The organism is Paraburkholderia sp. 22099 (assembly GCF_052045835.1).
Taxonomy (GTDB): domain Bacteria; phylum Pseudomonadota; class Gammaproteobacteria; order Burkholderiales; family Burkholderiaceae; genus Paraburkholderia; species Paraburkholderia terricola.
Window position 1 is genome coordinate 144845 of the sequence record NZ_JBQEPU010000012.1, and the last position, 21477, is coordinate 166321.

19 protein-coding genes are annotated in these 21477 nt (G+C 61.4%); 7 read left to right on the forward strand and 12 right to left on the reverse strand.

The window, feature by feature from the left end; translation table 11 throughout:
• Positions 1-290: 290 nt before the first annotated feature.
• The 5 genes from leuB to ACTJLC_RS14095 form a co-directional block, all read right to left on the reverse strand.
• Positions 291-1358, reverse strand: coding sequence for a 3-isopropylmalate dehydrogenase (gene leuB / locus ACTJLC_RS14075; RefSeq protein ID WP_073428578.1), 1068 nt, complete (start codon positions 1356-1358; stop codon positions 291-293).
• Positions 1359-1414: 56 nt separating this feature from the next.
• Complete coding sequence (gene leuD, locus ACTJLC_RS14080) at positions 1415-2068, reverse strand: 3-isopropylmalate dehydratase small subunit (protein ID WP_114164095.1); 654 nt, start codon at positions 2066-2068, stop codon at positions 1415-1417.
• A gap of 86 nt (positions 2069-2154) precedes the next feature.
• Positions 2155-2313 (reverse strand): entericidin A/B family lipoprotein, encoded by a 159-nt coding sequence (locus ACTJLC_RS14085; RefSeq protein ID WP_073428576.1) that lies wholly within the window; start codon positions 2311-2313, stop codon positions 2155-2157.
• A gap of 5 nt (positions 2314-2318) precedes the next feature.
• Positions 2319-3728, reverse strand: a complete 1410-nt coding sequence (leuC, locus tag ACTJLC_RS14090) for a 3-isopropylmalate dehydratase large subunit (protein WP_310130913.1) — start codon at positions 3726-3728, stop codon at positions 2319-2321.
• Between the two features lie 194 nt (positions 3729-3922).
• On the reverse strand, positions 3923-5173 hold the full coding sequence (locus ACTJLC_RS14095; protein WP_310130911.1) for a DUF1479 domain-containing protein: 1251 nt from the start codon (positions 5171-5173) through the stop codon (positions 3923-3925).
• Positions 5174-5317: 144 nt separating this feature from the next.
• On the opposite strand from ACTJLC_RS14095, the gene ACTJLC_RS14100 reads away from it, so the two are divergent.
• Complete coding sequence (locus ACTJLC_RS14100) at positions 5318-6367, forward strand: AraC family transcriptional regulator (RefSeq protein WP_310130908.1); 1050 nt, start codon at positions 5318-5320, stop codon at positions 6365-6367.
• Between the two features lie 155 nt (positions 6368-6522).
• Here ACTJLC_RS14100 and gltA read toward each other — a convergent pair whose 3' ends face one another.
• The 7 genes from gltA to ACTJLC_RS14135 form a co-directional block, all read right to left on the reverse strand.
• Entirely contained in the window at positions 6523-7824 is a 1302-nt protein-coding gene (gltA, locus tag ACTJLC_RS14105) for a citrate synthase (protein WP_073428573.1), read from the reverse strand.
• A gap of 81 nt (positions 7825-7905) precedes the next feature.
• Positions 7906-8178 carry an FAD assembly factor SdhE gene (locus ACTJLC_RS14110; RefSeq protein ID WP_083081771.1) on the reverse strand — a complete coding sequence of 91 codons (273 nt, stop codon included), beginning with the start codon at positions 8176-8178 and terminating at the stop codon, positions 7906-7908.
• Between the two features lies 1 nt (position 8179).
• Positions 8180-8884 carry a succinate dehydrogenase iron-sulfur subunit gene (locus ACTJLC_RS14115; protein WP_073428571.1) on the reverse strand — a complete coding sequence of 235 codons (705 nt, stop codon included), beginning with the start codon at positions 8882-8884 and terminating at the stop codon, positions 8180-8182.
• Between the two features lie 24 nt (positions 8885-8908).
• Complete coding sequence (sdhA, locus tag ACTJLC_RS14120) at positions 8909-10684, reverse strand: succinate dehydrogenase flavoprotein subunit (protein ID WP_073428570.1); 1776 nt, start codon at positions 10682-10684, stop codon at positions 8909-8911.
• A 4-nt stretch (positions 10685-10688) separates the two neighbouring features.
• Entirely contained in the window at positions 10689-11057 is a 369-nt protein-coding gene (gene sdhD / locus ACTJLC_RS14125) for a succinate dehydrogenase, hydrophobic membrane anchor protein (protein ID WP_073428569.1), read from the reverse strand.
• Positions 11058-11061: 4 nt separating this feature from the next.
• The gene (gene sdhC / locus ACTJLC_RS14130) at positions 11062-11475 is read right to left on the reverse strand and encodes a succinate dehydrogenase, cytochrome b556 subunit (RefSeq protein WP_073428568.1); all 414 of its coding nucleotides are present in this window, start codon (positions 11473-11475) and stop codon (positions 11062-11064) included.
• 156 nt (positions 11476-11631) lie between these two features.
• Positions 11632-12435 (reverse strand): GntR family transcriptional regulator, encoded by an 804-nt coding sequence (locus tag ACTJLC_RS14135; RefSeq protein WP_114164091.1) that lies wholly within the window; start codon positions 12433-12435, stop codon positions 11632-11634.
• Between the two features lie 493 nt (positions 12436-12928).
• Here ACTJLC_RS14135 and ACTJLC_RS14140 point away from each other — a divergent pair, with 493 nt between their 5' ends.
• From ACTJLC_RS14140 to acnA, 6 genes are all read left to right on the forward strand, one after another.
• Positions 12929-13912, forward strand: coding sequence for a malate dehydrogenase (locus tag ACTJLC_RS14140; protein ID WP_073428566.1), 984 nt, complete (start codon positions 12929-12931; stop codon positions 13910-13912).
• Between the two features lie 293 nt (positions 13913-14205).
• Complete coding sequence (locus ACTJLC_RS14145) at positions 14206-15222, forward strand: HpcH/HpaI aldolase/citrate lyase family protein (RefSeq protein ID WP_083081774.1); 1017 nt, start codon at positions 14206-14208, stop codon at positions 15220-15222.
• Positions 15223-15382: 160 nt separating this feature from the next.
• Positions 15383-16570 (forward strand): bifunctional 2-methylcitrate synthase/citrate synthase, encoded by a 1188-nt coding sequence (gene prpC / locus ACTJLC_RS14150; protein WP_083081775.1) that lies wholly within the window; start codon positions 15383-15385, stop codon positions 16568-16570.
• 103 nt (positions 16571-16673) lie between these two features.
• On the forward strand, positions 16674-17183 hold the full coding sequence (locus tag ACTJLC_RS14155) for a hypothetical protein (RefSeq protein ID WP_073431349.1): 510 nt from the start codon (positions 16674-16676) through the stop codon (positions 17181-17183).
• Between the two features lie 24 nt (positions 17184-17207).
• Positions 17208-18659, forward strand: coding sequence for a bifunctional 2-methylcitrate dehydratase/aconitate hydratase (locus ACTJLC_RS14160; RefSeq protein WP_083081777.1), 1452 nt, complete (start codon positions 17208-17210; stop codon positions 18657-18659).
• Between the two features lie 46 nt (positions 18660-18705).
• Complete coding sequence (gene acnA / locus ACTJLC_RS14165) at positions 18706-21423, forward strand: aconitate hydratase AcnA (RefSeq protein WP_083081779.1); 2718 nt, start codon at positions 18706-18708, stop codon at positions 21421-21423.
• The last annotated feature ends 54 nt before the right edge of the window (positions 21424-21477 follow it).

The window sequence follows — 21477 nt, forward strand, 5'->3', positions numbered from 1 at the left end:
CGATCAGCGTTTCGTGATCGTTTTCGGGGTAATCGTTTTGGTAGTAATGGCGAGCTCAACCACACGGGCCGTTTTGCCGTGGGTTTGACCGTGAATGGTCGAAATCGAGGAGATTTGAGAGATCCGCGCCATCGCTACAATATACACGAAAACCGAAATTTGGCGACGCCAGTCGCCGCTATCGTCCGAATTGCGCGCGATTCCACCCATTTCGAGGCGGATTCACGCTTTAAAGGTTGCTTGACAGCCCGTTTGACAATCCGACTATTGCTTCAGACCGGCGACATTGTTTACAGCGCGGCAACCACCGCATCGCCCATTGCCACTGTGCCGACCTGCTTGCAACCCGGCGTGAGAATATCGCCGGTGCGATAGCCCTGTTCGAGCACCTTTTTCACCGCGGTTTCGATGCGGTCCGCCTGCTCCGCCTTGTTCAGCGAATAGCGCAGCATCATGGCGGCCGAGAGGATCGTCGCCAGCGGATTGGCCACGCCCTTGCCGGCGATGTCGGGCGCCGAACCGTGCGACGGTTCGTACAAGCCCTTGTTGTTCTTGTCCAGCGACGCCGACGGCAGCATGCCGATCGAGCCCGTGAGCATCGCCGCTTCGTCCGAAAGAATGTCGCCGAACATGTTGCCGGTGACGATCACGTCGAACGACTTGGGCGCCTTCACCAACTGCATCGCGGCATTGTCGACATACATATGCGACAACTCGACGTCGGCGTATTCCTTCGACACGTCGATCATCACGTCTTTCCAGAATTGCGACGTTTCGAGCACGTTGGCCTTGTCCACCGAGGTCAGCTTCCTGCCGCGCTTTTGCGCCGCCTGAAACGCGACGTGCGCGATGCGGCGCACTTCGGGCTCCGAATAGCGCATCGTGTCGAAGCCTTCCTTCGAGCCGGCAAAGAGACCATCCGGCGCTTCACGCACGCCGCGCGGCGCGCCGAAGTAGATGTCGCCGTTCAGTTCACGCACGATCAGGATATCCAGACCCGAAACGATCTCTTCCTTCAACGACGAAGCGCCGGTGAGTTGCGGATAGCAGATCGCCGGGCGGAAGTTCGCGAACAGTTGCAGATGCTTGCGCAGACCGAGAATCGCCTGTTCGGGGCGCAGCGCGCGTTCGAGCTTGTCGTACTTCCAGTCGCCGACGGCGCCGAACAGAATCGCGTCGGCTTCCTTCGCCAGCGCCAGCGTTGAATCGGGCAGCGGGTGGCCCTTCGCTTCGTAGCCCGCGCCGCCGACCGGCGCTTCTTCGAGTTCGAACTTTTCGCCGAGTACGTTCAGGACCTTGACGGCCTCCTTGACGATTTCGGGGCCGATGCCGTCACCCGGCAACACTGCGATCTTCATGCGAATTCCTTGATGATTTTCTTGGGACGTTCAAGCGCGAATCAGCGAGCGGCGCTTTAACCGACAATGCGATGAGCCAGCCAAGGCTGCTTCGCAATACGCTCCGCTTCGAACTGGCGAATCTTGTCCGCGTGACGCAGCGTCAGGCCGATATCGTCGAAACCGTTCAGCAGGCAGTACTTGCGAAAGCCCGCGACTTCGAACGGATACTCCGCGCCGCCGTCCGAGGTGCGCACCACTTGCGCTTCCAGATCGATGGTCAGCTTGAAGCCGTTGAACGCGTACGTTTCGTTGAACAGGTGATCGACTTGCTGTTCGGTCAACACGATCGGCAACAGACCGTTCTTGAAGCAGTTGTTGTAGAAGATATCGGCGAAGCTCGGCGCGATGATCGCGCGGAAACCGTATTGCTGCAGCGCCCACGGCGCGTGTTCACGCGAGCTGCCGCAGCCGAAATTCTTGCGCGCCAGCAACACCGACGCGCCTTGATAACGCGGCTGATTCAGCACGAAATCCGGATTCAGCGGGCGCTTCGAATTGTCCTGACCCGGCTCGCCGTGGTCGAGGTAACGCCATTCGTCGAACGCGTTCGGCCCGAAACCGGTGCGCTTGATCGACTTCAGGAATTGCTTCGGAATGATCGCGTCCGTGTCGACGTTCTCACGATCGAGCGGCGCCACGACGCCGGTGTGTACGATGAATTTATCCATGACGCTTGCGCCTGTTTCAAGACCGGGCGATGCGCGTGGCGGCTGTCGAACCGCTCGGCGCATCGCCGGCAAAAATCAAAAACCGCTTATTTGTCAGCGTGGTTGCTGATCGAATTGCCGAGGTGCGACATGTCCTCGCCGAATCCGTGCACCGTGTTGCAGCCCGTCAGACCGAGCAGCAACCCAGCCAGCGTACCGAGCGCGAAGCGGCGCAGTAGAGTGATGCGATTCATGTTCTTCATGATGCGTTTTATCCAAGCTTGCGAATATCGACGAAATGCCCTTCAATGGCCGCGGCTGCGGCCATTGAAGGGCTCACGAGGTGGGTACGGCCACCGGCGCCCTGACGACCTTCGAAATTACGATTCGACGTGGACGCGCAACGCTCGCCCGGATCCAACCGGTCGGCGTTCATCGCGAGACACATCGAGCAACCCGGCTCGCGCCATTCGAAACCGGCGTCGGTAAAGACCTTGTCCAGCCCTTCCCGCTCCGCTTGCGCCTTCACCAGACCCGAACCCGGCACGACCATGGCGAGGCGGATGTTCGGCGCAACGCGGCGACCGAGCTTCTTGACGACGTAAGCGGCGGCGCGAATGTCTTCAATGCGCGCGTTGGTGCACGACCCAATGAAGATTTTATCCGGCTTGATCGACTCGATCGGCGCATTCGGTTCGAGCGCCATGTATTTCAGCGCGCGCTCCATGGCGTCGCGCTTGACCGGGTCCTTCTCGCGTTCCGGGTCCGGCACGCGGCCGTCTACTGCCGTGACCATTTCCGGCGACGTGCCCCACGTGACTTGCGGCACGATTTCGGCAGCGTTCAGCTCGACCACGCGATCGAACTGCGCGCCTTCGTCCGACTTGAACTGCTTCCAGTATTCGACCGCGTGATCCCACTCGACGCCTTCCGGCGAGAACGGGCGGCCTTTCAAATATTCGATGGTGGTGTCGTCCACTGCGACCATGCCAGCGCGCGCGCCCGCCTCGATCGCCATGTTGCAGACCGTCATGCGGCCTTCCATGGACAACGCGCGAATCGTCGAACCGCCGAATTCGATCGCGTAGCCGGTGCCGCCCGCCGTGCCGATCTTGCCGATGATCGCGAGCACGATGTCTTTCGCGGTACAGCCGCGCGGCAACGTGCCTTCCACCTTGACCAGCATGTTCTTGCTCTTCTTCTGCAAGAGCGTTTGCGTGGCGAGCACATGCTCGACTTCCGAGGTGCCGATGCCATGCGCGAGCGCGCCGAACGCGCCGTGCGTGGACGTGTGCGAGTCGCCGCAGACGATCGTCATACCCGGCAAGGTAGCGCCCTGCTCCGGCCCGATGATGTGCACGATGCCTTGGCGCAGGTCGTTCATCTTGAACTGCGTGATGCCGTAGGCGTCGCAGTTCGAATCGAGCGTGTCGACTTGCAGCCTGGAAACCGGATCGGCGATGCCGTGGCTGCGATCCGTGGTGGGGACGTTGTGGTCCGACACCGCCAGATTCGCGCTGATGCGCCACACCGGACGCTCAGCCAGCTTCAGGCCCTCGAACGCCTGTGGGCTGGTCACTTCGTGCAGCAGGTGACGGTCGATATAAAGAATCGTCGTACCGTCTTCTTCCGTGTGGACCACGTGTGTGTTCCACAATTTGTCGTAGAGAGTCTGTGCCATGGTATGCGGGGTAGTAGTGACTGCGGACTGACCGTGTCGGTCGATTATGCCATGCAGCGGCTCGCATTGCGCCCCACGTCATCGAAAAAACCGATAAAAAACAGTGAGTTGGGTGGTAGTGTCGATACCTGTATTGGTGTTACCCGGCAAGGGTGCGGGGGGCGCCCCACGCGCCACCCCGTGCGTGCGAACGCTTAGCGCACGAGATCGAAACCGAGTTGCGCACGTCCCAGCGGAGTCAGGTCGCTTTCTTCCGCGCGTCCAATGAAGTCGGTTTCGAAGTGATCGGCCGGAAAATCCGGCGGGCTCTCGCCGCGCAGGAAGCTCGGCAACTGGCGCTTGAGATATGCCTCGTTTTTCGCGCACCAGGGCGCGGACGAGATGTACATCACGTTGCTGTAGCCGTTGCCGCGGTGCGCGTCTTCCACGGAATGCACGACGTCGCTATGCCAGAACACGGCGTCTCCGGCCTGCATGTGCGGAATCGGCGTGACCGCTTCAAGCAGCAGGCTGTGCCACGCCGGTTGGATCGACAGCGCGCGGGCCGGTTGGGCGCCGCAGAGCCCGTCGTCGGGCACGTCGTCTTGCAGCGCGCGCAGGATCACGTAGGCCATCGCGTTGGCGATCGGGATCAATTGCAGCGTGCCGTCGCCGGGCCCTTGCGGCGTCAGCGCGGTCCAGCCCTGGAACGTGCGGAACATCGAGCAGACCGCCGGCGAGGGAATCTCCTGCACGTCGGGACGGAATGCGGCGTCGAACGGATCGTACGCGCGCCAGTTGCCCGACAGCACGTGCCGATACACCTTGCGGAAATTCGGATCGAGCCAGCGCTCGACGGAGCCGCCATCCACGTGCGGCGACAAACCCAGCGATTCCGATCCGGGCGGCCGGCGACGAATCCGGTCGGCGTAGACCGGTATGCGCTCGGGATCGAAGTGCTGCCTTCCTTCGCTCTCCGACGTCCAGAGGCGGTTCAGGAACACGCGCGTGTTGGTGAGTTGCTGCGATTGACGCGCCAGCGTCTGCGGCCTCGACCAGTAGACGCCATAGATCTGCGGCTTGCTCGACGACAGGTTGCCGAAGTATTTGTCTTCGGCGCGGTGCGCGAGCTTGTCGTCGAGCTTGTTGCGCTGCACGTAGTCGGCGATTTCGTCGTTCCAGTCGCTTGCCTGCCGCGGATCGAACACGCGTCGCACGACGCATGCGCCCCGCGTCTTGATGCGGGCGATGGCGGCCTGGTCGACGTCGCCGGAAACGATCGCCGAATAGTCGAAAACGGGAATCGCGTCACGCCCTTGGTCGTGCTCGCGACGGATGGCGTCGACTTGCTGCCTGATCGCGCTATCGACTTCGTCGAACACCTGCCTGTGGTTCGGTAACGCCGTTTGCAGCGCGCGCTTCGTAGCGCGGATCGCGTCGGGAAGATTGTCGATCACGAGCGGCATGGCCTGTCTCCTTGCATCGGTTTTGTCGGGATGGGGTGCGTCCAGATTAGGCATCTTTGGCGCCCAGCATGCATCTCATCCGGCCAATTATCGATACAATTTGGACATTCGCCGCTTACCCCACGCGCGGCCAGGTTGCGTCCCGTGAAACCTCAGTACGAACGCGTCACCATCCCGGACGGCTGTTCGATTCGCGTCTACCACCGGCAGCTCGCGCAGATCCCGTTCGAATGGCATCACCATCCCGAGTACGAACTCACGCTGACGATGAATAGCCGCGGCCGTCGTTTCGTCGGCGATCACAGCGCTGATTACAGCGGCGACGATCTCGTGCTCGTGCCGCCGGATATGCCGCACACGTGGGCGTCGACGGAGCCTATCGATGCGCGCGAGACGCAAGTGGCGGTTGTCATATGGTTCAGCGGCGACTGGGCGCGACGGGTGGCGGATTGTTGTCCGGAGTTTGCGTCATTGCGTACGCTGCTGAGACGCGGCGCGCCAGGATTGCGGTTTGCGCCCGAAGCCGCGGCGCTCATGCGCGCGCAGTTGGGTGCGTTGCTGAATGAGTCGCCGCGTGTGCGGCTGGGTGCCGCGTTGGACGTGCTCGCCTGTCTCGCCGACGCAAAGTCGGAGCCGTTGGCGTCACCGGCTGCGCATGGGCGGAACGGACGACAACAACGGGGCAGCGGCGCGCAACCGGAGCAAACCGCTCAACAGGCTGATCTGGTGCCCACGGCCTCTGCCGGCGGCAGCTCGTCAGAAGCGGAACGGCTGAATCGCGTACTGGATCTGCTCGATCGACGCTTCCACGAACGGTTGCGTATCGCCGAATTATGCGAGGCAGCCAATCTCTCGGAGCGCTCGCTGCACCGTTACTTCGTGCGGCACGTCGGCGAAAGCGTGGGACGTTATCTGAACCGGCTGCGCATCGGTTACGCAACGCGGCAATTGACCGACACAAGCTGGCCCATCGCGCTAATCGCCACCAAGGCCGGGTTTCCGAACCTGGCGAATTTCAATCGACAGTTTCTTTCGGCGCGAGGCACGACGCCGAGTGCGTACCGGCGCTTCTTCGAAACCTATGGGCATGCGCCGCAAATCTCAGCGGAACCGCAAGCGCTTGGGGTGCGCTCGCCGTCACTGGAGCGTACGAAAGCTAACGGTTCGCGACGTAAAGCACGTTCGGCCGCTTGATGCGCCGTTCTCTGCAAGGTTGATCCACGTCGGCCACCGCTCAGGACAGAAGCAAAACGCCTCAAAGGAAGCTCCGTTGAGGCGTTTTTCTTACCACTTGCAGCCGCGCGGCTCGCAGGCTTCACAGCGTGCGTGCCGCGCGGTGACGCGACCGCTTAACGCTGCGCAATCGGCTTCGCCTCACGCTGCGTATCGCCAATGAACAGCTGACGCGGACGGCCAATCTTCTGTTCCGGATCGGCGATCATTTCATTCCACTGTGCAATCCAGCCGACGGTACGCGCCATCGCGAAGATACACGTGAACATCGACGTCGGAATACCCAGTGCGCGCTGCACGATGCCCGAGTAGAAATCGACGTTCGGGTACAGCTTGCGCGACACGAAGTATTCGTCTTCCAGCGCGATTTTTTCCAGCGCCATGGCCAGCTTGAACAGCGGGTCGTCGTGCAGGCCGAGTTCGTTCAGCACTTCGTGGCACGTTTCGCGCATCAGCTTCGCGCGCGGATCGTAGTTCTTGTAGACGCGGTGACCGAAGCCCATCAGCTTCACGCCCGAGTTCTTGTCCTTCACCTGCTTGATGAACTCAGGAATGTTGTCGACCGAGCCGATTTCTTCCAGCATGTTCAGCGCGGCTTCGTTCGCGCCGCCGTGCGCCGGGCCCCACAGACAAGCGATACCGGCCGCGATACACGCGAACGGATTGGCGCCCGACGAACCGGCGAGACGCACGGTCGAGGTGGATGCGTTCTGCTCGTGGTCTGCGTGAAGGATCAGGATACGGTCGAGCGCGCGCACCAGCACGTCGTTGACCTTGTAGTCTTCGCACGGGTTCGAGAACATCATGTGCATGAAGTTCGCGCTGTACGAGAGGTTGTTCCTCGGGTACGCAAACGGCTGGCCGATGCTGTACTTGTACGCCATCGCGACCAGCGTGGGCAGCTTCGCGATCATGCGAATGGCCGACACGTCACGGTGACGCGGATTGTTGATGTCGAGCGAGTCGTGGTAGAACGCCGACAGCGCGCCGACGGCCGCGACGAGAATCGCCATCGGGTGTGCGTCGCGCCGGAAACCGCGGAAGAAGAAGTGCATTTGCTCATGCACCATCGTGTGATTCGTAACGGTCTTCACGAACTCCGCTTTTTGCTGTTCGTTCGGCAGTTCGCCCTTCAGCAGCAGGTAGCAGGTTTCGAGGAAGTCGGCGTTTTCCGCGAGGTTGTCGATCGGGTAGCCGCGGTACAGCAGTTCGCCCTTGTCGCCGTCGATGTACGTGATCGCCGAGTTGCAGGCCGCCGTCGACATGAAGCCCGGGTCGTACGTAAATTTGCCGGTCTGGCCGTACAGTTTCCGGATGTCGATCACGTCCGGGCCGAGAGTGCCCTTGTAGATCGGCATTTCAACGCTCGGCGAATTGTCGCTGAACGATAGCGTGGCTTTAACATCTGACGGGGTCATAGCACATCCTCAATCGAAGTATGGAAACAGGGTTTCGATAATTGCACGCCTGGAACAACGGACAAGCGGCGCTCAAGCCGGTTAGGCGTTGCGCAGCAGCTCCAGCACCCGGATCACATCCGGGTCGGCAAGGTCGCCCTCAGGTTCCTTGCGCGCGAGCAGCAAGTCCATCAGGTCGTTATCGCTCAGCTCTAGCAGGCGGGTGAGTGCGCCTACGTCGGCGTCGCTGAGGTCATGCTCATATCGGCTGAAGAAACGCTCAAAGATCAGATCGTTTTCCAGCAAGCCCCGCCGTGCGCGCCAGCGAAGGCGCGCACGGCGAAGAGGGTCGGACTGATGTGATGATTCGTCCATCTCAGACAGCGCGGCGAACCATCAATTCCTTGATCTTGCCAATCGCCTTGGTCGGGTTAAGGCCCTTCGGGCAAACGTCGACGCAATTCATGATGGTATGGCAACGGAACAGACGGTACGGATCTTCCAGGTTGTCGAGGCGTTCACCCGTCGCTTCGTCGCGGCTGTCCGCGATGAAACGATAGGCTTGCAACAGGCCGGCCGGACCGACGAACTTATCCGGGTTCCACCAGAAGCTCGGGCACGAGGTCGAGCAGCTAGCGCACAGGATACATTCGTACAGGCCGTCGAGTTCGTCGCGCTCTTCGGGCGACTGCAGACGTTCCTTTTCTGGCGGCGGCGTATCGTTGATCAGGTACGGCTTGATCGAGTGATACTGGTTGAAGAACTGCGTGAAGTCGCAGATCAGGTCGCGCACGACCGGCAAGCCCGGCAGCGGACGCAGCACGATTTTTTGCGGCAGGTCGTTCAGGTTCGTGAGGCACGCCAGGCCGTTCTTGCCGTTGATGTTCATTGCGTCCGAACCGCACACGCCTTCACGGCACGAACGGCGAAACGACAGCGTTTCGTCCATAGCCTTCAGCTTGACGAGCGCGTCGAGCAGCATGCGTTCGTGCGAGTCGATTTCGATGTCGTACGACTGCATGCGCGGCGCTGCATCCTTGTCCGGATCGTAGCGGTAGATTTCAAATGTACGCTTAGCCATTTCTGAATTCCTTTGACTTGTGCCTTAGAAGGTCCGCGCTTTCGGCGGAACCGATTCGACCGTCAGCGGTTGCATGTGAACCGGCTTGTAGTCGAGGCGATCGCCTTCACTGAACCACAGCGTATGGCGCAGCCAGTTTTCGTCGTCGCGATGTTCGAAGTCGTTTTGCGCGTGGGCGCCGCGGCTTTCCTTGCGCGCTTCGGCGGAGACCATCGTGGCGCGCGCCACTTCGATCAGGTTCGCCACTTCCAGCGCTTCCACACGTGCCGTGTTGAACACCTTCGACTTGTCTTTCAGGTGGATGCTGTCGACCCGCTCAGCCACTTCGCGGATGCGTTCAACGCCTTCGGACAGCAATGCCGAAGTACGGAACACGCCGGCGTGCTTCTGCATGGTCGCGCGAATGTCGTTCGCGACGTTTTGCGTGTACTCGCCCGACGACGACTTCTCGAGCTTGTCGAGGCGCGACAGCGCGAAATCGGCGGCGTCGGCCGGCAGCGGCTTGTGCTCCTTGATTTCCTTCACGTGCTTGACGATGTGGTTACCGGCGGCGCGGCCGAACACCACGAGGTCGAGCAGCGAGTTCGTGCCGAGACGGTTCGCGCCGTGCACCGACACGCACGAGCATTCGCCCACTGCGTAGAAACCGTTCACCGGCTCTTCGTGCCCCTTCGACGTGCCCACGACCTGGCCGTGAATATTCGTCGGAATGCCGCCCATCTGATAGTGAATGGTCGGCACGACCGGAATCGGCTCTTTGATGCAGTCGACGTTCGCGAACTTCAGCGCGATTTCGCGGATCGACGGCAGACGCTTCATGATCGTCTCCGCGCCGATGTGCGACAGGTCGAGCAGCACGTGGTCCTTGTTCGGACCGACGCCACGGCCTTCCTTGATTTCCTGGTCCATCGAACGCGAGACGAAATCGCGCGGCGCCAGATCCTTCAGCGTGGGCGCGTAGCGCTCCATGAAACGCTCGCCGTTCGAGTTGCGCAGAATGCCGCCTTCGCCGCGCACGCCTTCGGTAATCAGCACGCCCGCGCCGGCCACGCCGGTGGGGTGGAATTGCCAGAATTCCATGTCTTGCAGCGCGATGCCCGAACGCGCGGCCATGCCCAGGCCGTCACCGGTGTTGATGAACGCATTCGTGGATGCCGCGAAGATCCGGCCCGCGCCGCCCGTGGCGAACAGCGTGGTCTTGCCTTCGAGAATGTAGACGTCGCCGGTTTCCATTTCCAGCGCGGTCACGCCGAGCACGTCGCCCTCGGCGTCGCGGATCAGGTCCAGCGCCATCCATTCGACGAAGAACTGCGTCTTGGCCGCCACGTTCTGCTGATACAGCGTGTGCAGCAGCGCGTGACCGGTACGGTCAGCAGCCGCGCAAGCGCGTTGCACCGGCTTTTCGCCGTAGTTCGCGGTGTGGCCGCCGAACGGGCGTTGGTAAATCGTGCCGTCGGCGTTACGGTCGAACGGCATGCCGAAGTGTTCGAGTTCGTAGACTGCGTTCGGTGCCTCGCGGCACATGAACTCGATCGCGTCCTGGTCGCCGAGCCAGTCGGAGCCCTTGATCGTGTCGTAGAAGTGATAGTGCCAGTTGTCTTCGCTCATGTTGCCGAGCGAGGCGCCGATGCCGCCTTGAGCAGCAACCGTGTGTGAGCGCGTGGGGAACACCTTGGACAGCACGCAGACCGACAGACCGGCGCGCGCCAGTTGCAGCGAAGCACGCATTCCCGAGCCGCCCGCGCCGACGATAACCACGTCAAACTTGCGACGCGGCAGAGAATTTTTGATTGCAGCCATTCTTTTACACTCTCCAGAGAATCTGCGCAGCGTAGCCCGCACATGCGAGCAGCCAGACGATCGTCAGCGCCTGAAGGAACAGGCGCGTGCCCACGGGCTTCACATAGTCCATCCAGATGTCGCGGATACCGACCCACGCGTGATAGAACAGCGAGAGCAGCGTGACAAACGTGGCGAGCTTCATCCATTGCGTGGCGAAGATCGAGGCCCAGCCTTCGTACGAGAAATCGCGCGCGCCGAAGAACCATGCGAGCAGGATCACCGTGTAGATCGCCATCACGCAGGCGGTAATGCGCTGGGCGAGCCAGTCGCGCAGACCGTAATGTGCGCCGACGACGAGACGCTTTGGACCGATTCGGTTATTAGCTGCCATTTTTTTAAAAAACTCCGAACAGTTTTGCCGCGAATGCAATCGTAAGAAGCGACGACACGACGAGAACGACGATGGAGGTTTGCTTGCCGCCTTCCTTCGTGACCGCGCGGTGCGTGTCCATCACGAGGTGACGGACGCCCGCGCAGAAGTGAAACAGGAAGGCCCACGCAAGAACGAGCGTGATGAGCTTGACGATGACGTTGGAGAGGAAACCTTTGAAGACCTCGAAACTCAGTTCGGAAGTCAGGCTTTGATCGAAGAGGTACAGCAGGAACGGAAGAAAAACAAAAAGCAGACCACCGCTTAAGCGATGCAAGATTGAAACTCGCCCCGCTAGCGGGAGACGGTATGCCGTCAATATCTGTCCGATACCGATGTTCCGGAACTCCGGCCTCGGTTTTTTTACGGCTTCAGCCATGCTAGACCCCTACTATGTAGTCACACTAATCCGCGATTTTAGCGCCTTTTTATATCGCGCTGCAGCGAAAACCACGACAGGTCCGTTACAGCGTGCGCGATAAAGGTGCCTTCAAACAGGCGTGCGTGTGGGACGCCGCGCCTCGTTCAGCCCGACTCAGCTCAGGTCGTTCTGATAGTAATACCCGGTTGTGACATACCAACCTCGCCGCACTTCCACCGGCCGATCCCCATACGTGTACGACACTCGTTCGACCGACAGCAGCGGGAAGCCGGCAGGCACGCGCAGGAGATCCGCAACCGTTGGCTCGGCCGCCACCGCGCGGATTTTTTCCGTTGCGCGGATCATGCGCGTGCCGAATTCCGTTTCGAACATCGCGTAGAGCGGGCCCTTGTACTCCGACAGCCGCTCAAGTGTGAGTCCGCGAAATACCGCGCCGGGCAGCCAGATTTCGTCGAGTACGGTGACTTCGCCATCGAACTGCAGCAAACGCTTGATCAGCACCACGGGATCGGCGGGTTTCAGATCGAGCTGCCGGGCGATATCCGCCGATGCTCGCAAACGCCGGCATTCCAGCAGGCGGCTGACGTGCGGATGTTCCGCGCCGTCATCGGCCAGCAATCTAAGGAAGCGAAACTGGGCGCGGTCTTCGTTGTGCGTTGCGACAAACGTCCCCTTGCCTTGGCGGCGCACCAGCAGGTTGTCGGCAGCGAGTTCGTCGATCGCTTTGCGCACCGTTCCCTGGCTGACCTTGTATCTGGCCGCCAATTCGACTTCACTAGGAATGATCTCGCCGGGTTTCCATTCGCCACTTTCGAGGCTCTGCGTAATCAAGCCCTTGATCTGCTGATACAACGGGCTGAAGGTGGGCGACGCAGCGGCGGGCACGGCAGCGGATACACCCTCTCCCGTGGCGCTGGAGCCATTCGGATTCGTGGTGTTCGCCGGGTTCGAATTCATGCGCGCATTTCATCATAAAGGGCTGGGCCACGTCTAGGGTTTTCCCCGCAATAGATATGTCTTATATAAGACATAAGATAATGTTGACTTTGTGTCTGACGACTCCTACACTCCCTTCCGAGCAAGGGTTTGCGGGTTTTTCGGCGCCTCTTTTCAGGCCGCGCCGTAGCGCACCGGCAGTCACTCTGCACCATGCTGTTCCCACGCAGTCCCGGTTTCGATTCGCCGCCATTCGTTGGCCAGACGTTTGCCGAAACGCGCTGTTTGCAGGAGCCCGCACCGTGCAGCGGCTATCCGGCGCTACCCCTATCCACCCCCTGCTCGTGAGTAAGGTTTCCGGCATGGCGGTCTTGCCGCAGCGCGCCGCACGGCCTCGGCATTTCGGGGCTGTCCGCGAGTAGTGAATTCCGCCGTGTTTCACAACGCTTCGCTGAACGCCCATATAGAATGGCGTTTTCCCTAGCGTCTAACGCATCGTCCTGGAGATTTCTCAATGGCTAAGCCCGCAAAGCGCGTTGCCGTCACCGGCGCCGCAGGTCAAATCGCTTACTCCCTGCTGTTCCGCATCGCCAATGGCGACCTGCTCGGCAAGGACCAGCCGGTTGTCCTGCAACTGCTCGATCTGCCGCAAGCGCAAGGCGCCGTGAAAGGCGTCGTGATGGAACTGGATGATTGCGCATTCCCGCTGCTGTCGGGCGTCGTGATCACCGACGATCCGAAGGTTGCATTCAAGGACGCCGACGTAGCCCTGCTGGTCGGCGCGCGTCCGCGTTCGAAAGGCATGGAACGCAAGGACCTGCTCTCGGCCAACGCCGAGATTTTTACCGTCCAAGGCAAGGCGCTGAACGAAGTCGCCAGCCGCGACGTGAAAGTGCTGGTGGTCGGCAACCCGGCCAACACGAACGCCTACATCGCCATGAAGTCGGCGCCGGATCTGCCGAAGAAGAATTTCACCGCCATGCTGCGTCTGGACCACAACCGCGCGCTGTCGCAACTGGCGGCCAAGTCGGGCAAGCCGGTCGCTTCGATCGAAAAGCTGGCTGTGTGGGGCAACCACTCGCCGACCATGTACCCGGACTTCCGTTTCGCCACCGCGGAAGGCCAAGACCTGACCAAGCTGATCAACGACGACGAATGGAACCGCAACACGTTCATCCCGACTGTCGGCAAGCGCGGCGCGGCAATCATCGAAGCGCGCGGCCTGTCATCGGCGGCGTCGGCGGCTAACGCTGCAATCGACCACGTCCGCGACTGGGTGCTCGGCACAAACGGCAAGTGGGTCACGATGGGCATCCCGTCGGACGGCTCGTACGGCATTCCCGAAGACATCATCTACGGTGTGCCGGTCACGTGCGAAAACGGCGAGTACAAGCGCGTCGAAGGCCTGGCAATCGACGCGTTCTCGCGCGAAAAGATGGACGGCACGCTGCAGGAACTGCTGGAAGAGCGCGAAGGCGTTCAGCATCTGCTCGGCTAAGCGCCTGATGCAGGCAAACCGGAACTCGTGAGAAAACGCTGGGCCGCCCGAAGTTTTTCGCTCTGCTGGGATCCTCTTGAGCATGGAGATCCCCTCGGCGGCGCACCGCGAAACGCCATGTCCGGGGGCGCTCCCGGGCGTCGCCTCAGCGCGTGAGTTCCGGTTTTTTACGTGCGAATGCAGCTATTCGCATCTGATCCGAGCGCGTTTTGCGCGGCTGCGCAATGAGCGTCAGCAGAGCGCGCCCGAATCAGATTCCCTAAACACGACCACCCCAAACCCTGACGCCGAAGATGCGCGCCCTCACACCCGCCGAAGTGCTGTTTGACGGCGAAGTGCCGCCCGCTGTGCTGCCTGCCTGCGATCACTACGCCGGCAGCGAAAAGCTGATGCTGAAATCGCTCGCGTTGCAGCAACAACTGGGCCCGGTGTTCGACATCACGCTCGATTGCGAGGACGGCGCGCAGGTCGGCCGGGAGGCGGAACACGCTGAGCTGGTCGCTTCCCTGCTGGGCAGCGAGCATGACCGCTTCGGCCGGGTCGGCGTGCGCATTCACGACTTCGATCACGCGCACTGGCGCGACGACGTCCGCCTCATTCTGCGTGCAGCGAGACGAGCACCTGCTTACATCACCCTGCCGAAGATCCGCAACCTGCCCGACGCCGCCGAGATGGTCGCGTTCATCGAGGCGACGCGACGCGAACTCGGCATCGCCCAGCCGGTGCCAGTGCAATTACTGGTCGAGACCCACGGCGCGCTCATGCGTGTGTTCGATCTGGCCGCGCTACCAGGCGTGGAAGCACTGAGCTTCGGCCTGATGGACTTCGTCTCCGCGCACGACGGCGCAATTCCCGATACCGCGATGCGCTCGCCCGGCCAGTTCGATCATCCGCTGGTGCGACGCGCGAAGCTGGAAATCTCGGCAGCCTGCCATGCGTACGGCAAGGTGCCATCGCACAACGTCAGCACCGAAGTGCGTGACATGGGCGTGGTCGCCAACGACGCCGCACGCGCCCGCAGCGAGTTCGGTTACACGCGCATGTGGAGCATCCACCCGGCGCAGATCGAGGCGATCGTAGCCGCGTTCGCACCGCGCGACGAAGAAATCGCCACCGCAACCGAAATCCTGCTGGCCGCGCAGTCCGCGCATTGGGGACCGACGCGCCATCACGACACGCTGCACGACCGCGCCAGCTACCGCTACTACTGGTCCGTGCTTCGCCGAGCGCAATCCACTGGTCGCGCCGTTCCGCAAGACGCCGCGCCGCTCTTTGCGAAAGTGGGCGCTAACGTGCAAACCGCTTCATGAAGGCGATGACCAATGCGACAGCCGGCGCCGCAGCGTTCAACGGCGCCCATATGCACTGCGATTCGGCCGGATCATGGCATGACCTGCCGCGGCGCAAAGCAGGCACCCACGCTGCACGACGACCGCAAGCGGCACAGAGGCACCAAGGAGACAGCGGGAGATGAGCGATACGACGCAAACCGCCGGCGCACAAGGCGGGAACGAAGCCCAAGGCGGCTTCAAACCGAAAAAGTCCGTGGCGCTGTCCGGCGTGACCGCGGGGAATACGGCGCTGTGCACGGTCGGCAAGACCGGCAACGACCTGCACTATCGGGGCTACGACATTCTCGACCTCGCCGGCGCGTGCGAATTCGAGGAGATCGCGTATCTGCTGGTCCACGAAAAACTGCCGACCCAGGCCGAACTGGGCGCCTACAAGACGAAGCTCAAGGCGCTGCGCGGCCTGCCCGCGAACGTGAAGGCCGCGCTCGAATGGATTCCCGCCGCCGCGCATCCGATGGACGTGATGCGCACGGGCGTCTCAGTGCTCGGCACCGTGCTCCCGGAAAAGGACGATCACAACCTGCCGGGCGCGCGCGACATCGCCGACAAACTGATGGCCTCGCTCGGCTCGATGCTGCTCTACTGGTATCACTACTCGCACAACGGCAGGCGCATCGAGGTCGAAACCGACGACGATTCGATCGGCGGCCACTTCCTGCATCTGCTGCACGGCGTCGCGCCGTCGAAGTCGTGGGTCGACGCGATGCATGTATCGCTGAACCTGTACGCCGAGCATGAATTCAACGCGTCGACCTTCACCGGCCGCGTGATCGCGGGCACGGGCTCGGACATCTATTCGGCGATCACCGGCGCGATCGGCGCGCTGCGCGGCCCGAAGCACGGCGGCGCGAACGAAGCCGCGTTCGAGATCCAGTCGCGCTACCCGACGCCGGACGACGCCGAGGCGGACATCCGCCGTCGCGCGGAAAACAAGGAAGTGGTGATCGGTTTCGGCCACCCGGTGTACACGATCTCCGATCCGCGCAACAAGGTGATCAAGGAAGTCGCGCGGAAGCTCTCGAAGGAAGCGGGCAACACCAAGCTGTTCAGCATCGCGGAGCGACTTGAAACAGTGATGGCTGAAGTGAAAAAGATGTTTCCAAATCTCGACTGGTTCAGCGCGGTTTCGTACCACATGATGGGCGTGCCGACGGCGATGTTCACGCCGCTCTTCGTGATCTCGCGCACGGCAGGCTGGAGCGCGCACATCATCGAGCAGCGCATCGACAACAAGATCATCCGTCCGAGCGCGAATTACACGGGACCTGAGAATTTGAAGTTCGTGCCGCTAAATAGGAGAAAATAGCGGTCGCTGTGCGCTTCCAAAGCGCGTGCAGTTCAACCCTTGCGGTCGGCCTGGACCGGTAGCCCGCACCGTTCAACTGAAATTAGATAGAAAGGTTTTCTCCATGAAAAAGCTGATGATCGCCGCCGTGATTGGCGCCCTGTCCACGACGGTGTTGACCGTCGCGACTGACGCCGCTGCGCAAACGGCGACGACCACGAAGCCCGCTGCCACGAAAGCCACGCCGAAAAAGCCGCAACCCAAGCGCCTGATCAAGCGCAAGCCGAATCCCGCGAAGGAAGCGAAGATCGACCCGATTCCGGAAGGCGCGGAAAAGTGGTCGTGCAACGAAGGTCTGGCCTTCCAGCTCAAGGGCGACATGAAGCGTGACCAGATCGTCACGGTTCACTGGGCGAACAAGAACTACAACTTGCCGCGCGCAACGACCACCACGGGCGCGGACCGTTTCCACGATGCTGCGTCGGGTATGGATCTGATCGTGATCCCGACCAAAGCCATGTTGTTCTCGGATAAGGACAGCTCGCGCCTCGCCGACGAATGCAAGACGGCGGCGATGCTGGAAGGCGCGCCGGCTCCGACGCAATCGAACGCGATCGACAAGACCAGCAACTAATTTTCCTCACCAGGAAAGGCCTCGATGTCCGCTCCCATTTCCAACGTGCGACCCGCCCCGGACAGAGTCCTGGTCGATATCGTCGATTACGTGCGGAATGAACAGATCGGCGGCACGCTCGCGCTGGAAACCGCGCGTCACTGCCTGATCGATACGCTTGGCTGCGGACTCGAGGCGCTCACCTACCCGGCTTGCACCAAGCTGATGGGACCGATCGTGCCGGGCACGATCGTCCCCAACGGCGCGAAGGTGCCGGGCACGTCGTTCCAGCTGGACCCGGTTCAGGCCGCCTTCAACATCGGCGCGATGATCCGCTGGCTGGACTTCAACGACACGTGGCTTGCGGCCGAATGGGGCCATCCATCCGATAACCTCGGCGGAATCCTGGCCACGGCCGACTGGCTCTCGCGCAGTGCCGTCGCAGCAGGCAAAGCGCCGCTGACGATGAAAGACGTTTTGGTCGCCATGATCAAGGCGCACGAAATTCAAGGCTGTATCGCGCTCGAAAACTCCTTCAACAAGGTCGGGCTCGACCATGTGCTGCTGGTGAAGCTGGCCTCGACCGCCGTGGTCGGCCAGATGATCGGCCTAAGCCGCGACGAGTTGATCAACGCGGTATCGCAGGCATTTGTCGATGGACACCCGCTGCGCACCTACCGTCACGCGCCGAACACCGGTTCGCGCAAATCGTGGGCCGCGGGCGATGCGACGTCGCGCGCCGTGCGTCTCGCGCTGATGTCGAAGACCGGCGAGATGGGCTATCCGTCGGTGCTGACGGCCAAAACGTGGGGCTTTTACGACGTGCTCTTCAAGGGCAATGCGTTCAGATTCCAGCGCCCGTATGGCTCTTACGTCATGGAAAACGTGCTGTTCAAGATCTCGTTCCCCGCTGAGTTCCACGCGCAAACCGCGGTGGAAGCCGCGATGACGCTGCATGCGCAACTCGCCGCCCAAGGCAGGCGCGTGGAAGATATCAGGAAGATCACGATCCGCACTCACGAGGCCGCGATCCGCATCATCGACAAGAAGGGTCCATTGAACAATCCGGCCGACCGCGATCATTGCATCCAGTACATGATCGCCGTGCCGCTGATCCACGGCCGTTTGACGGCTGCGGATTACGAAGATTCGATCGCGCAGGACGCGCGTATCGATGTGCTGCGCGCCAGGATGGAATGCGTCGAAGACGCGCGGTTCACGCAGGATTACCACGATCCCGAGAAGCGTTCGATTGCCAATGCACTGACGGTCGAATTCAACGACGGATCGAAGTTCGACGAAGTCGTGGTCGAATACCCGATCGGTCACAAGCGTCGTCGCGAAGACGGAATTCCGTTGCTGGTCGAGAAGTTCAGGACCAACCTCGCGCGCCGCTTTCCGGTCAAGCAACAACTGGCGATTCTCGACGTATCGCTGGATCAGGCAAGGCTCGAAGCCATGCCGGTTCATGAGTACGTCGATCTGTACATCATCTAGTCAAAGTTAAGTACTGTAGTTCCGCGATCAAACCAAGGAAAACACCATGGCCCACAACCTCCACAAAACGCTCAAGGAATTCGACAGCGGTTCCGGCAAAGGCAAGTTCTACTCCCTGCCGCAACTCGGCAAGGCATTGAACATCAAGATCGAGCGTCTGCCGGTCTCGATCCGTATCGTGCTGGAATCGGTGCTGCGTAACTACGACGGCAAGAAGATCGCCGAAGAACACATCACGCAACTCGCGAACTGGAAGCCGAGCGCCGCGCGCGTCGACGAAATCCCGTTCGTGGTGTCGCGCGTCGTGCTGCAGGACTTTACCGGCGTGCCGCTGCTCGCCGACATCGCTGCAATGCGCGGTGTCGCGCAACGCGTCGGCAAGAACCCCAAGTCGATCGAGCCGCTGGTCCCGGTCGATCTCGTGGTGGACCACTCGGTGCAGATCGATCACTTCCGCGAAAAGAACGCGCTCGACCTGAACATGAAGCTGGAATTCCAGCGCAACAACGAGCGCTACCAGTTCATGAAGTGGGGCATGCAGGCCTTCGACACGTTCAAGGTCGTGCCGCCGGGCGTCGGCATCGTTCACCAGGTGAACCTGGAATATCTCGCACGCGGCGTGCACAAGAAGGCCGAAGGCGCGGATACCGTGTACTACCCGGATTCGCTGGTCGGCACCGACAGCCATACCACGATGATCAACGGCATCGGCGTGGTGGGCTGGGGCGTGGGCGGTATCGAAGCTGAAGCCGGCATGCTCGGTCAACCGGTGTACTTCCTGACGCCGGACGTGGTCGGCGTGAACCTGAAGGGCAAGCTGCGCGAAGGCGTGACGGCGACCGACCTGGTGCTTACCATCACCGAACTGCTGCGCAAGGAAAAGGTGGTCGGCAAGTTCGTCGAGTTCTTCGGCGAAGGCACGCGCTCGCTGTCGCTGCCGGACCGCGCCACGATCGGCAACATGGCGCCGGAATACGGCGCAACCATGGGCTTCTTCCCGGTCGACGAAAAAACCATCGACTACTTCAAGGGCACGGGCCGCACAGACGCGGAAATCTCGGCCTTCGAGAACTACTTCAAGGCGCAAAACCTGTTCGGTATTCCAAAGGACGGCGATATCGACTACACCAAGGTCGTTACGCTGGATCTCGGCACGGTGGCTCCGTCGCTGGCAGGCCCGAAGCGCCCGCAAGACCGCATCGAAATCGGTCACGTGAAGTCGACCTTCAGCGACCTGTTCTCGAAGCCAGTGGCGGAAAACGGCTTTGCGAAGAAGGAAGCCGATCTGGACGCGCAATACACGACGAGCAACGGCGTGAACGTGAAGAACGGCGACGTGCTGATCGCCGCGATCACGTCGTGCACGAACACGTCGAACCCGAGCGTGCTGCTGGCCGCCGGCCTGCTGGCGAAGAAAGCGGTGGAAGCGGGCCTGACGGTCGCGCCGCACATCAAGACCTCGCTTGCGCCGGGATCGCGCATCGTCACCGAATATCTGACGAAGACCGGCTTGCTGCCGTACCTCGACAAGCTCGGTTTCACGCTTGCCGCTTACGGCTGCACGACCTGTATCGGTAATGCAGGCGACCTGACGCCGGAACTGAACGAAGCGATCACGAAGAACGACATCGTCGCGGCAGCGGTTCTGTCGGGCAACCGTAACTTCGAAGCGCGTATTCACCCGAACATCCGCGCGAACTTCCTGGCCTCGCCGCCGCTGGTTGTCGCTTATGCGATCGCCGGCAACATCACGCGCGACCTGATGACCGAACCGGTCGGCAAGGGCAAGAACGGCAAGGACATCTACCTGGGCGACATCTGGCCGACCAGCGAAGAAGTCAACGCACTGCTCAAGTTCGCGCTGGATGCGGACGCGTTCCGCAAGAACTACTCGTCGCTGACCAAGAAGGGCGACCTGTGGAGCAAGATCGAAGGCGAAGAAGGCCAGGTCTACGATTGGCCGAAGTCGACCTACATCGCCGAGCCGCCGTTCTTTGGCAACGATTTCTCGATGACGCCGGCCGACAGCATCGCAGCCGTGAAGAACGCGCGCGCATTGGGCATTTTCGGTGACTCGGTCACGACCGACCACATCAGCCCGGCTGGCTCGATCAAGGAAGACTCGCCGGCAGGCAAGTGGCTGAAGGAAAACGGCGTGCAGAAGGCCGACTTCAACAGCTACGGCTCCCGCCGCGGCAACCACGACGTGATGATGCGCGGCACGTTCGCAAACGTCCGGATCAAGAACCTGATGATCCCGGCGAAGGCAGACGGCTCGCGTGTGGAAGGCGGCCTGACGATTCACCAGCCGAGTGGCGAACAGCTGTCGATTTACGACGCAGCGATGAAGTACATCGACGCCGGCACGCCGACCATCGTATTCGCAGGCGAAGAGTACGGCACGGGTTCGTCACGTGACTGGGCTGCGAAGGGTACGCAACTGCTAGGCGTGAAGGCCGTGGTCGCACGCAGCTTCGAGCGGATCCACCGTTCGAACCTGGTCGGCATGGGCGTTCTGCCGCTGCAGTTCAAGGGCTCGGATAGCGTGCAATCGCTCGGCATCACCGGCGAGGAAACGTACGACATCGAAGGCCTGGGCGCGGACTTCAAGCCGCAACAGGAAGTGACGCTGGTGATTCGCGGCAAGGACGGCAAGGAAAAGCGCGTTCCGGTGCTGCTGCGTATCGACACGCCGATCGAAGTCGATTACTACAAGCACGGTGGAATTCTGCCGTTCGTACTGCGCTCGCTGCTGGCTGCCTAACTTCGGCGGTAGCGCAAACGGCTTTGCTGTTTTGCAGGGGCTGCATTCTGTGGA